Below are 13,237 nucleotides of genomic sequence, written 5' to 3' on the forward strand. Positions count from 1 at the left end.
GCTTTTTGCTTTTAATTTTGATGCCAAAATTGGCTGTCATTTTAGTTTGTCGCGTACGATTTGTACTGCTTCTTCTATTGATATGCGCTCTTGTTTTGTTGTATCGCGATCACGAATAGTTACGGTATTGTTCTCCAGAGTTTCTCCGTCTATGGTCAAGCAATATGGAGTTCCGATTTCGTCGTGACGTCGGTAACGTTTGCCGATGGCATTTACTTCATCATAGCGTGCGTTGATCCCAGATTCGAAAAACATCTTTGCCACTTCGCGCGCTTTTTCAGGCATTCCTTCTTTGCGCAACAAAGGTAAGATGGCGACTTTGTAAGGGGCAAGTCTTGGATGCAAACGCAATACTGTACGCTTTTGTGGTACTCCTTTTGAGTCGGGTATTTCATCTACGCATAAAGCATCGTTTAAAAATGCGAGCACACCTCTTGTTGCTCCGGCCGCAGGTTCAATAACGTATGGATGATACGCTTCATTTGTTTCAGGATCACGGTACTGTAACTTCTTGCCCGATCCCGATTCGTGTTTCTTTAAATCGTAATCTGTACGGCTTGCAACTCCTTCTAGTTCATCCCATCCCCATGGAAAATTGTACTCTATGTCATAACAGTTGTCGGCATAGTGCGCCAATTCGCTCTCTTCATGTTGACGAAGTTTGAAATTTTCAGGAGTATTGGCATATTTTTGCCACCATCCAAGTCGTTTGTCTTTCCAATAATCTAACCACTCTTTCGCAGTGTCAGGCTTACAGAAGAATTCCATTTCCATCTGTTCAAATTCACACGAGCGAAATATAAAATAACGGGTTGTGATTTCATTGCGGAAAGATTTTCCGATTTGAGCTATCCCAAAAGGGACTTTCATGCTCATTGTTCTTTGAATATTTTGAAATTGTACGAACATTGCTTGTGCGGTCTCTGGACGAAGATATACCGTGGAAGGATCTACGGATTTTTGAATCTCTTCACGTAATTCGCGTCCAGATAAATCTTGAAGTTTTCCTTGTTCTATCTTTTGTGCGATCTCTTCCATTGGATCTACGGGACCTAAAAAAGAACGGAACATTAAGTTGAATTGGCGTTCCTCGGATAAGAACTGTCCGCTTGCACCACAACATGGACATTTATAACCACGATGATCTGCCTTGGCACCGTGTAGGGATTTACCTTTTCTTTCTAACTCAATGTCAAAAGTGTTTTTGATGTATTCCAGCGCAGCCTTCGCTTTTCCTTTGTCTGGAAAACTGATCACGATATCTTCGCCTTCTTCTGCCGTGGGAGCTTTGTCTGCACGGAAGCGTTCCTTACAAATTTTGCAGTCAACGAGGGGATCGGAAAAGCCTGCGAGATGTCCTGATGACTTCCATACTTGAGGATGCATGATAATAGAAGCGTCTAGTCCGACAACATCTTCTCTCATGTACACCATTTCATTCCACCACTCGTTCATAATATTACGCTTTAGTTCCACACCGAGAGGTCCATAGTCATAGGCACTGCGCAGCCCCCCGTAGATTTCGCTCGAAGGAAAGATAAATCCACGATTTTTACAAAGAGCTGTCAAATCTTGCAATTTCTTTTCGTTATTTTCCATTATTATCCTCTATTTTTTTTAACCGCAGTTCATTTATTAGGGAACTGCGATATCTGTACTGATATTGTTCTTTAAATCTTAAATTTTTCATCAAGTCCATAAGATTCTTGACGAGTTGTCGCGAAAATTGAAAATCTTCGCGGTAGATGAGATGAGATATTGTTTCTAAAGTTTTACCACTATCTAATTGCTTTAGATAGTTGAGAATTCTATCGTCAGTCGTATTTTGAAATACAACATTTATCTGTTTTTTGTTTGGCTCTAAGGTTATCTCTGTAAAGTAATATGCATGCTCTACACGTAGCTTACGGGCACTTCTGGGAAGCTTTGCCGAAAAAACGGTTAGTTGTTGTGTTTCACTAATATGATCTAGTTGCAGTGGTTTTTCGTCTACAAAAAATTTAAAACGATCCTCTTCGCGTTTTATACAGGTCAGCTCGTAGGTAATATCTTCGATAATGGGCTTTTTAACCACAAGTGCTAGTTTTACCTTTACGGTGTATGTCTTGTCTGATGGCAAAATCATTTTCTCAAGGGCGATGCTTTCATAGTGTTCAAATTCTACATGTATAACAACTTTTCCAGGTAAGATAACGTTACCCTCAAGTATCTGTCCATTGACAACAATTTTCTCTGGTGAAATTTCTTTTTCTGTTTTGATATCAATAATAGAGAAATCGATTTTTCGCGGTAAAACTTCCATTTTTTCGTGAATATGCAGTTCTTTTCCCGCACGTACTTCAAAAGACTTACTCAGAGGTTTGTAACCCTGTTTTTCAATTTTATATACATATTTTCCTGCAGGAAGTTTAGGAGTATGGCGTTTGATGCGTACAAAATCATCTTTTGTTTCACGCATGATCGAGATGAGAAATTCATGAGAAGCGTAAAAAGGATCTTCTACCGTAAATTTCACCGGGTATTTTTCGCGGGGTTTTTTATCCTTAAACGACTGTAGCGTATCCATAATTTTTTTCTTGGCAATGACAACCCCGCTGCGGATTTTTTGTGAAAATTTATGTTGTGGATAGAACCTTTCCATGGCGAATAATCCAGCACCCGCAAGTAAGATAAGCATAACCAATACGGAGAACCATGACCTTTTTTTCTTGGGAGGTGCCGCGACTTTATGTACTCTTTTTTTGCCATGTTGCATGTATTCATTGATGGCTTCGACGATCTGTTTACCGTTTTGAAAACGGTCCTCGGGTTTTTTGGCCATCATTTTTGCGACAATACTCGCGAGCGCATCGTCAATTTTTTGATTATACTTTTGTATCGGTGTCGGTTCTTTGTGCACATGAGACATCATAATATTGTATAAATTGTCACCTTTTAAAGGTAGGTTACCACACAACATTTCATAAAAAGTAATGCCCAATGAGTATAGATCACTACGATTGTCAACCGGTTTACCTTCTACTTGTTCAGGCGCCATATATGATGGGGTTCCCACGACCTGACCGGTGTGAGACAAAGAAGCAGCGGAAGGCATTTTGGCTAGTCCAAAATCAGTCACTTTGGGTTCGTCGTTACTTGAAATCATTATGTTGGCAGGTTTAATATCGCGATGTATGATTTTTAACTTATGCGCGGCATCAAGGCCTTCTGCTACCTTTTTTATTAAAGTCAATGTTCGAACAATATCAAGAGGCGCTTGTCTTTTTATAATCGCTGATAAAGGTTCTCCATCAATAAACTCTACGACCAAATAGTAGTTGTTGCCCAGTTTAGATATATCGTGTATTTGCATGATATTGGGATGATTAAGACTTGCAACAGTTTGTGCTTCGCGCACAAATCTTTCCGAGTGAACCGAGTCTATCTGGCTATTGATAAGAACTTTTATGGCCACGGCACGTTTTAAGGTTTCATCTTTTGCTTTGTAGACAATGCCCATTCCACCACGACCGAGTCTTCCCGTAATCACGTAGCGTCCAAGTTTTTGTCCTATCGCATTTCCCAAAAAAATGCTTTCTTGTTCTTGACTTTGTATCGCCAATCCTTGACCTGATTCTTTACTTTTAGACATAGAACCAGGAGCGATTGTAAATGATACTTGTGGTTGGTCATCACACATCGTAAGAGTTTTGCTGTGCCGTTCTCCACCATCTACTTGTAAGTTTTGGCTAACTTTTGCATAAATTTCGGCCACTTTTTGTGAAGTGAATATTTTTTGTTCGACAAGTAGATTTTCTAAAGAAATTGCTTTGTTTTTTTTGCGTCTCACAGCTAATTCTTGAGCGTACCGACCTAGTTGTTCTTCGCTGATGTATCCAAAAGAAACTGCAGCATGAGCGAATAAAGCATCTTTGGCATCCATATGCAACCTTTTCTCTCAAGAATATTATTTTCACATCATTGTTCTAGTTTACAAAATGGGACTTTACTGTGTAGAGTTTGCTTTTTATTCGCGTGTTTGTCAAGGTCTATCAACTTATCAGCGTAAAAAAATATGTTGTCTATGTTTGCGTTACAATAAGGGAATAAGTCGATAGAACGTTGTAAAAAGCTACACAGAATATTTTAGCAAAGGATAGCAATTTTATGGACAAGTTAACACAAGAAAAAGATTTATTTTTGCAGCAGCTACAAAATTTATACGACCAAATGCAAGTGAAATACATAGAGAGAGAACAAAAACGCATTGTACAAAAACAACATCGTTACCAACAAAAAATTTATGGGGTATTATTTGGGGTCGCTTTGAGTTTACTGTGGTTGATACTGCTATTGCGCATTTATATTTGGCAACAATCTGTTGCGTTGTTGCACTAATAACTATTAATTTTCGAACCCGAGCCCGCTCCCGAATCCGAGCCCGAGCCCTTAATTTAAAGACCAACACACAACTGCAACGGAAGTATTTCGCAGTAGATTTATGAACGACTTTATAAAACCGTGCTTTACTATTATTTTCGGAAACGGCTCGGGTTCGGTTTCGAGCTTGGGTTTAAATCCTACAATCCTGTCAAATTACTCTTTCACACTAGCGATAATTATGGTAAGATTAATAAACTTAGCATATGTAATTTCTTTGGTTTTTTCGGTTAGGTTTAGATTATGTTACGAGTCATGTGTCTTCTCATTTTATCATTTGTTATCTCATCATGTTGTTCACCATACTGTTCCATGAAAGAGTTTGCAAAAACCTCAGAAATTTTATTTGCAACACAATTCAAGGAAAGTTTAGTGAATACTCCTAAGACAGCGCGTTTTGTCGCAGATGTTTTGCGTGGTGACAGTACTTCTTTCATTAGAAGTGGTAAGCTTTTTTGGGAAGTAAGTAAGGGTGATTTGGCCAGTATGCAAGTTGTCGGTCGTGCAGTTAAAGAACAATGGAATGAGTCAATGGAAAGTCTTCCGCAACATGCAAAAACAATAGCACGTTACTCTTGTCTTTATTGTGATAAACAAAAGTAAGGAGTAGGAAATGCAAAAACTATTATTCGCAATGTTGTTGTTTTGCCTATCGTTTCCAGTGTTTGGCGATGATGAAACTACAAGTGATACACAGGCTGGCGATTTGGACAAAATCCAAAAAGACGGTGGCAAAAAGAACAAAAGACGAGCACACATAAAAAAGATGCGTGAAAAATTTGACGCGGATGGCAATGGTGAACTCTCAAAAGAGGAAAGAAAACGTTTTAAAAAAGCGTTACTGCGCTTTGAGATGAAACGCAAACGTAAGCGATTAATGAAAGAGATGGATACCGACGGCGATGGTAAATTAACTGCGGAGCAACAACAGCAACTTACAGAAGCTCTCGAAAAGCACAAAGAGAATTTTTTGCAGCGTAGAAACAGAAAGCGCGACGGAGAGAATCGCAATGGGAATGGTCGTTTCCAACAAGGTGGTGAAAATCAACAACGTTTTCGTCAAAAAATGCTAGAGCGCTTTGATACCAACAAAGATGGTATTTTGTCTGAAGAAGAAAAGAAAAAAATACCTCGTGGGAATCGAAATCGTGGCCGATTTCAGGGATTTCGTCAAAAAATGTTAGAGCGTTTTGATACTAACAAAGACGGTGTTTTGTCTGAAGAAGAAAAGCAAAAAATGCGCGAAACATTAGGAAATCAACGTGGTAGACGTGGTCGCAACCGCTAAAACAAAAAATAAACCCAAATTATAGCATTGCAACTTTTGGGGAAATGATTATAATAGAAATTAATGTAAAAAATATAAAATAATAAATAGTTTACACTTTTTATACGGTTTATAGCTTATGTCTGATTCCAATGGTGAAACAACGAAACGCAAAGTAAAAAACTGGGCGGATTTATTAAAGCAAGTGGATGTTCAAGGAAAGCAAAACGCTCAAGATCCTTTAATGGAACACTTGCAAAAAATAGAAGCCGCGGAGCAAAAAGTTCTAGAAGAAAGTCAGCGTAAGAGAGAACGTTTACAAGAATATTTGAAACTACTAAAGGCGAAGCGGGAAGAGGAAAAAGCATACAACCATCTAAATTTGCTGGAAAGACGTCTATACAAAGCTCTTATTGCTTGGTATAAAGACCAAACAGACGAAATACCTGATGGGATTCTAGAACTTCATTTCAAAAGTCGTGTATTGCAAAAAATCCATTTTGAAAAAATTGATGGTGATTTTGATTCGACGCTGAAGATTAAAAAATTGAATGCTAGCTCAAAGTTAAAGGAAATGTTATTGGTTTTTAAACGCGGAAAAAATATCTTTTTGGAATTTTATAACCAAGATCTGCGTAACAATATTTTCACTTTTATGTTTATGGAAGGTAAAGTGATTTCAAATCAAAAATCTCCTGAAGTTAGCAATGTTATTCGTCACTTTAAAGAATTTACTCTTTCCAAAGCCTCTTTCTAAAATAGAACTAGCTTTTGCTAGTTCTATATATCATTTTCATATTATCTTCTTTCATTCCTGTGGCATACTGTAATTTAGTCACTCCTCTTACCTAGCACGGTCCATCTCCCTTTTATCACGACAATCGTTTGACGATAATTATCTTTGACTATTATGGGTAATTACCATATCATTGTATAAAAATTTGCGACAAAGATAATTTTAGAAAGGAAGTGCGAGAAATCTCGTCATAGATTGATGAAACTCCACAAAAGCCATCGTTTATTTGCCAAAATTGCCCACAAGCTCGGAATGATATCCGAGATACAATTGCACGAAACTATTTCCGCGTGTAAGAAAATACCATGTTCCCAATATTTACAAGACATGATAGATGCAGAGTCTTGGAATAAAATTCGTCTTATTTATTTAGAGAAGATCATCGCCCAGATGTTGGTGCGCTATGATTATTTGTCGGAAGATGAATACGAGAAAATTATGGCGATGGAAATACAAAACGCGCAAAAAAATAAAAAGATTTGGGAGCCAATTATTCTTTCGCAAGGAATTATCACTGCTGATATGGAACATTGCTTTTTTAAGGGTTTTAGCAAAAAAGGTGGAGATGTTCCCGGACTAGTGGATGAGAATTTACTGGCCGTAAAAAATGGTTTTGTTGCCGCCGAGGACTATGATTCCTCTTTGCTGCGCATAGGCGATTATACTATAGAAACAACGTTGTATGAGGGTAAGAAATACAAGGTTTACAAAGCATGGCATGAAAAATTGGGAAAGAATTTTACCATTAAACTATTTAATTTCTCCATGTCGAGCGAATCGATGATTGCCATACGCTCCTTTTCCAAAGAAATGAAAGTAATCAAAAAATTACGTCATAAAAATATTATTCCTGTTCACGACATAGGAGTTGTTGACCAACAACACTATATCGCCATGCCTTACATAAAGGGAAATTCTTTATCCCATGAGTTAGATGCTGGAAAACAGTTTACCACTCACCAAGCTTTGGCGATTGTTTTGCGATTGGCAGAAACAATTGGTATTACACATCGTCACTATCTGGTGCACAGGCAACTAACACCAGAAAATATTATTATCGATGAATCTGGAAATCCATATATAAAAGGCTTTGGCCAAGCAACACTACTCGAAAAAGTTTTTGGCAAAGACAACTATATGTCTTATAAGGCGCCTGAGCAAATCATTAGTAATAAAATTAGTGCACAAAGCGATGTATATTCGTTGGGGGTTGTTTTGTACGAAATGCTCACCAATAGACATCCATTTGTATCGCCAAATAAATTATGGAATAAATTGCAAATCGTACTTTTTGACTTACCATGGCATGGCAAGGAAATTCCACCACCTGTAAAAGTGATCTGCCAGCGTGCGACAGCCAAAAATGTCAAATATCGTTACGCTGATGGTTTTAAAATGGCGGTGGATGTACGTTGTTACTTAAATGGACAGCCACTTGCTAGTGGATTACTACCTTGGCACTATTCCTTGACTTCTTTCTTACGTCATTACGCGTTATACTTTTGTGCTTTTTTACTTATTGGATTTTCGTTTTTGTCTTACAAAAGCTATACGAAAAGCATTTATATAAATAAAACTTTGCAAATACAAAAAAAACTTGCAAAATCAATACAAACAGCATCGCGAATAAAAACAAATCATCGTATGATCAAAAAGCTTCATCAAATAATCAATGAATACAAAGTGTTATTGAGCTTAGGTAACAATAGCCCGGAAATTCATCGTGATTACACAAAAGCTTTAAAATTGTTCTTTGATGTGGCACTTCGTACAGATATTTACTTAGCCGATTACGTATTCTATTTGTTAGAGGAACAGAATTCTCACACCAAGATAGAAAATCTCGATACATTTCGCCAACGTTTACAGGTGGCAAAAAGCAAAGGTAAAAAATGAAAGTAATGGGAATTGATCCAGGCACACGATTTGTGGGTTTTAGTGTGGTGGAAAAACAAGGTAACCGTTTATCGTGTATTACATCAGGTGTTGTCCGCACCAATACAAAAGAACCCATTCCACAACGCCTACGAGTAATCTATCGCGAAATTGCCGCGGTGATAAATGAACACGAACCGCAACACGTTGCTGTGGAGAAAGTATTTTTTGGGAAAAACATACAAAGTGCTATTAAGTTAGGCGAAGGGCGAGGTGTTGTTCTTCTTGCTGCGGCACAAAAGGATTTAGATATTTTTGAGTATGATGCTACAAAAGTAAAAAAATCTATCGTTGGTGGTGGAAGAGCACATAAGTCACAAATTCAATTTATGGTGAAAAAAATATTAAACATAGATAAAGAAATGAGCGATGATGAAGCAGACGCTTTAGCTATAGCTGTTTGTCATTGCCAAAACTATATAGCGGGAATTCTACAATGATGAAGAGTGGTATTTTTATTGTATGTTTGTTGTTGTGTGCATGCAACATGACAGACCTCAATGTTCGTTCTGCGGGTGAAGCAGGTACAGAATTAATTTATTTGGTTCCAGGAGATCGTATTGCCCTAAATACAGGAGAAGTAGGGTATGTAAATGGCGACGGTTATTTTGTCGGTATCCGCGATTTACGCTTTTTTGCCGTAGGTAAAAGAATTCGCGAAGTAGTCAAGTTACTGTACTACAATCACGGAGTAGATTTTAACCAGTACAAAGTCGTTAATTTTGGACGTAGATCTATCGATGTACGCGGCTCTATACAGTCTCCGGGTGTATATAATTATCCTCCAGGGGAAGACTGGAATATAATGAACCTTATCATGAAAGTGGATGGGTTCGCTAGTTTAGGACAAAGGGAATATCTCCTAATTCGCAAAGCATGGGGATATCCTGGGAAATTTTTATTCATTCGTGGAATGTCATTACCTGTGGAAGAGGGTATTGGTGGTGACAACTTACTTCTTTATGCAGATGATCGCGTCATTTTCCCTGGGGTGTCGCAACCTGTTTACGTATTTGGCGCTGTAAAAGCCGAAGCGGGGGGCGTTTGTTTTAGTTTTGATGGTCAAACAAAACCTCCTACATTAAAAGATGCCGTTACCCAGGCCGCTGGATTTTCGAAAGTGTCCAATACCAAAAATATTCAAATATATCGATTATTACATAACGAACGCCGCAGTATTATTAGCCTTGACTACGAGGTAAGTAAAGATTTCGAACTACAACCTTGGGATGTTGTGTATGTACAACCTGAAATACCAAAAGAAGTCTTGAGCGAAGACGAATGAGAAAGGAGCGAATGATGAAACACGTACTGTATTTGATTGTATTTTTTCTCCCATTATGTGCATTTGCGAATAAAAATGGTACGCAATATTACGTTGTGGGTGACAAAGCACTCAAACAAGAGGAATACAATAAATTAAGCAGAAAAGACCGTAAAAATTTTAAGTGTTCTTTCCGTACTATATGGAAAGTTCAAACCTCTAAAGATCCACAACAGCCGCAACAGACAAGAATCGATATGCTTTCCAATGAAATCACCATCATCATGTTTGTTGATACAACAACGAGGATGATCAGCGGAAGTCCTTTTTTTGATGCAGCGGCGAATAGTTACAAAGAGCCTTTGAAACTCAAGAGTGATCTAAAGCGCAAAAAGAGATCCTTTGGAGGAAAAAAATGCTACACAGGTATAGGTGATACAACTGACGGAAAAACTGCGGAGTTGATCACAGCGACATATGGGGATAAACGCTGGCGTATTATTATGATTTATGACCAAAAGAAGATGCGTTTAAAGGTGGTACGTAGAGCGTATGCCATCTTCATGCAAACTTTTCGCTTTGGGAAGTAATTGAAGTGTCCCCCTGACCGTCACCGTGACCGTGACCGTACGACTACGGTGACGACTACGGTGACGACTACGGTGACGATGATTGCGATTCTACTTCATGTAGTTCAATAAATTTTTCTTCAAAGAAACGCATACCTCTGAAAACTCTTTGTCCACCCTCTTGCAAGCATTACGCACTGAACTTTCGCTACAGTTAAAGTAGGACGCGATGCTTTCATTGTTTAGTTTGAGAGCCTCTTTGGACATTTTAATCGCTAGATATCTGGGCTCCTTCGCCGTATGTGACGATTGCTTTTGTCGCAAAACTTCTCCGTCTTCCATTTTGTAGTGCTGTGCCACCACTTCGAGTATTATTTCAAAAGTGAGTTTTTTGTTGGCATTGTGTGCGATACATTTCTTGATCAAATCTTCATTGACACCCTTTTTCGTCTCACTACAAAAAACAATCAATTTTTCAATTTTTTCGCGTAGTTCCGTGTGAATACATTCGCTAGTGATTATTTGTAAAGCACCATCTTCAAAAGAGACCTGTAGATTGTTTGCCATACGTCCAAAGTAGTTTTGCGCTGTGGAATTAGAGATGGGGTGTATGGGAATGGATAAGCCGCTTGATAGCCGATTTACTAGGGCAGATTGAAATTGCTTTAGTTGTTTCGGATGCATTTGTGAACTAGTGATGACAACCTTTTTTTTATTTACCAGTTCGTCGATGACAAAGAGAAGCTCGCGCTGTGTATGATTTTTTTTCTGTAGAAAGTCAATGTCTTCCAATACCAAAATATCTGTTTCACGGTATGTTTGGCGAAATTTTTGGTAGGTTTTGTTTTTTAAAGCAAAAATATAGTCTAAATAGAATGAGCGGGCAAAACAGTGAATAATATTCTTTTCTTCGCTATCTATCTCCTTCGAAATGGCATTTAGTAGATGACTTTTCCCTGAATTTTCCGGTCCGAAAATGTGTAGAGGGGCATAGTCTAGCTTGGAGGTCTTGATGAGCTTTTTTGCGATTTCGAATGCCAAATTATTGTTGCTATCTACTAGGAATCGACGTAAATCATTTGTATGTTTTTTTTGCATTTTCCAATAACTTCTGTAGTATGTCAAAAGAAGATATACCCTCTGCTTGCGCATGAAAGTTAACCATAATACGATGATTGAGTGCGGGGAGAGCTATGTGTTCGATATCTTCCCTACTGACATGAATTCTACCTTGAGAAAGAGCGCGAACTTGTGAACCGGAAATGAGCGCTTGCATTCCTCTTGGACTTGTCCCATGGTCAACGTATTGTTTGACATAATTGAGTTCGCTGTTTTGCGGATTGGAGTTTATGACAATTTTAGCGGCGTATTCATAAAGTTCTTTTGCAATTTTCACATGTGAAATGGACTGTGCCATGCTGCGAAGCGTGTCATTTGTTATATTAAAATTTTGAGTTTTTCGTAGCGAAGGCTGAACAATGGCAATTAATTCTGGTAGTGATGGATACTCCATGTGCAACTTGAAGAAAAATCGGTCAAGCTGCGCTTCTGGTAGAGGGTATGTCCCTTCCATTTCTATGGGATTTTGCGTGGCGATGACATGAAAAGGTAGTGGAAGGTTGTAGTCAATTCCCCCAACGGTTACCTGTTTTTCTTGCATCGCTTGGAGCAGAGCAGACTGGACTTTTGGTGAAGTTCTGTTGATCTCATCGGCAAGCATAATGTTTGTGAATATGGGACCTTTTTCAAACTCAATATTCTGAGTTGCCTGTTGAAAAACTTTTGTACCAATAATATCAGCAGGCATGATATCTGGCGTAAACTGAACGCGTTTGTATTGTAGTGACAGAGTATTGGACAATGACCGCACTAGAGAAGTTTTTCCAACTCCCGGAACCCCTTCTAGAAGTACGTGACCTCCTGAAAAGAAAGCAATGAGTAAATTACTAATAATATCTTTGTTACCCACAATATGCTGTGATATTTGCTGTGAAATTGCATTAAAGTTCTTGTGGAAGTTGCCAATAAATTGCTCTACATCTTCAATAGTGGTGAATTCAGTTTGCATTATACAAGTCCAATCATAGCCAAGGGAATTCCGACTGTTTTCTTTGACATTGATATCTTTATGCGATAAAATGTGAAGTTGTTGTATTACTTATACATCGAGAAAGTAATTTTTCAAGTAATTATTTTAGGTATGCACAAATAAATCATTATTTACATGTTTTTGTTGATTGAGTAAATCACTATGGATATAGATGAAAACAAAATAGAAGAGCGGCTTACGACTAAAATACCATGCTCTCTTGAAATTTCGATAGGAAACGATCAAATCGAGCGATTGACATTTGATCAAGATTTGATAACAATAGGACGCGAAAACAGTTGTGATATAGTTATCAATAACTTAGGAGCGTCAAGATCCCATGCACAGATAGAGCGATATGCTAGTTTTTATGTACTCAGGGACCTACAAAGTAAAACCGGTACATTCATAGGTGGGAACAAAATAACAGGAGGTTACAATCTAAACAACGAAGATAAAATCTTTTTAGCAAAACACACTTTGTTATTCAAACTAGATGAGTATTTTGACAAAGAATCCAAACCTAAGGTCAATGCAGACAAAGACCTCATGAAACAAACCCTGGCCATTAATTACGAAGATATGGCTTCAAAAAACAACTTAGAAACCCATGGCTACCTCCACATTGCGGATGAAAATAAGACCATACCTTTGCACAAGAATGCCACGTTTTTTGGAAAATCAGATCAATGTGATGTGTCTATTAGTGGTATGTTAATCAGTGAACGTCATATTGTGGTCATTCGCGAAGAAAAAGGTTATTTTATTCATCATCTAGGGGCATTTAAGCCTCCGCAAATCAATAAAAAGCTTGTTGACTTTTCTCCTTTAAAACACGGAGACATGGTACAGATAGGTGATTTACAATTTCAATTTCGTATACAAAAGTAACGTTTTA

At 38.0% G+C, this 13,237-nt stretch carries 13 protein-coding genes; 9 read left to right on the forward strand and 4 right to left on the reverse strand.

Going from position 1 to position 13,237, the window contains the following annotated elements:
* Positions 1 to 36: 36 nt before the first annotated feature.
* Positions 37 to 1,599 (reverse strand): glycine--tRNA ligase, encoded by a 1,563-nt coding sequence (locus UABAM_RS23830; RefSeq protein WP_151970501.1) that lies wholly within the window; start codon positions 1,597 to 1,599, stop codon positions 37 to 39.
* Positions 1,589 to 3,922: a serine/threonine protein kinase gene (locus tag UABAM_RS23835; protein WP_151970502.1), complete on the reverse strand. Its 2,334-nt coding sequence runs from the start codon at positions 3,920 to 3,922 to the stop codon at positions 1,589 to 1,591. Before UABAM_RS23835 ends, UABAM_RS23830 begins: the two co-directional genes overlap by 11 nt.
* Before the next feature lie 224 nt (positions 3,923 to 4,146).
* On the opposite strand from UABAM_RS23835, the gene UABAM_RS23840 reads away from it, so the two are divergent.
* The 8 genes from UABAM_RS23840 (at position 4,147) to UABAM_RS23875 (ending at position 10,271) form a co-directional block, all read left to right on the forward strand.
* Positions 4,147 to 4,377 (forward strand): hypothetical protein, encoded by a 231-nt coding sequence (locus UABAM_RS23840; protein WP_151970503.1) that lies wholly within the window; start codon positions 4,147 to 4,149, stop codon positions 4,375 to 4,377.
* A gap of 414 nt (positions 4,378 to 4,791) precedes the next feature.
* Entirely contained in the window at positions 4,792 to 5,022 is a 231-nt protein-coding gene (locus UABAM_RS23845) for a hypothetical protein (RefSeq protein WP_151970504.1), read from the forward strand.
* Between the two features lie 10 nt (positions 5,023 to 5,032).
* Complete coding sequence (locus tag UABAM_RS23850; protein WP_151970505.1) at positions 5,033 to 5,707, forward strand: EF-hand domain-containing protein; 675 nt, start codon at positions 5,033 to 5,035, stop codon at positions 5,705 to 5,707.
* Between the two features lie 118 nt (positions 5,708 to 5,825).
* Entirely contained in the window at positions 5,826 to 6,443 is a 618-nt protein-coding gene (locus tag UABAM_RS23855; RefSeq protein WP_151970506.1) for a hypothetical protein, read from the forward strand.
* 237 nt (positions 6,444 to 6,680) lie between these two features.
* Positions 6,681 to 8,378, forward strand: coding sequence for a serine/threonine protein kinase (locus UABAM_RS23860; protein ID WP_151970507.1), 1,698 nt, complete (start codon positions 6,681 to 6,683; stop codon positions 8,376 to 8,378).
* Positions 8,375 to 8,857 (forward strand): crossover junction endodeoxyribonuclease RuvC, encoded by a 483-nt coding sequence (gene ruvC / locus UABAM_RS23865; protein ID WP_151970508.1) that lies wholly within the window; start codon positions 8,375 to 8,377, stop codon positions 8,855 to 8,857. Before UABAM_RS23860 ends, ruvC begins: the two co-directional genes overlap by 4 nt.
* The gene (locus UABAM_RS23870) at positions 8,854 to 9,702 is read left to right on the forward strand and encodes a polysaccharide biosynthesis/export family protein (RefSeq protein ID WP_151970509.1); all 849 of its coding nucleotides are present in this window, start codon (positions 8,854 to 8,856) and stop codon (positions 9,700 to 9,702) included. The genes ruvC and UABAM_RS23870 overlap by 4 nt, the downstream gene beginning before the upstream one ends.
* A gap of 11 nt (positions 9,703 to 9,713) precedes the next feature.
* Entirely contained in the window at positions 9,714 to 10,271 is a 558-nt protein-coding gene (locus UABAM_RS23875; RefSeq protein WP_151970510.1) for a hypothetical protein, read from the forward strand.
* Between the two features lie 90 nt (positions 10,272 to 10,361).
* Here the strand turns inward: UABAM_RS23875 and UABAM_RS23880 are convergent, their stop codons facing one another.
* Positions 10,362 to 11,348, reverse strand: a complete 987-nt coding sequence (locus UABAM_RS23880) for a DnaA/Hda family protein (protein ID WP_173013538.1) — start codon at positions 11,346 to 11,348, stop codon at positions 10,362 to 10,364.
* Complete coding sequence (locus UABAM_RS23885) at positions 11,326 to 12,318, reverse strand: AAA family ATPase (protein WP_151970512.1); 993 nt, start codon at positions 12,316 to 12,318, stop codon at positions 11,326 to 11,328. Before UABAM_RS23885 ends, UABAM_RS23880 begins: the two co-directional genes overlap by 23 nt.
* Positions 12,319 to 12,501: 183 nt before the next feature.
* Here UABAM_RS23885 and UABAM_RS23890 point away from each other — a divergent pair, with 183 nt between their 5' ends.
* A complete protein-coding gene (locus UABAM_RS23890) occupies positions 12,502 to 13,230 on the forward strand; it encodes an FHA domain-containing protein (RefSeq protein ID WP_151970513.1) in 729 nt (242 codons plus the stop codon).
* The last annotated feature ends 7 nt before the right edge of the window (positions 13,231 to 13,237 follow it).

Source organism: Candidatus Uabimicrobium amorphum, assembly GCF_009002475.1.
Lineage (GTDB): Bacteria > Planctomycetota > Uabimicrobiia > Uabimicrobiales > Uabimicrobiaceae > Uabimicrobium > Uabimicrobium amorphum.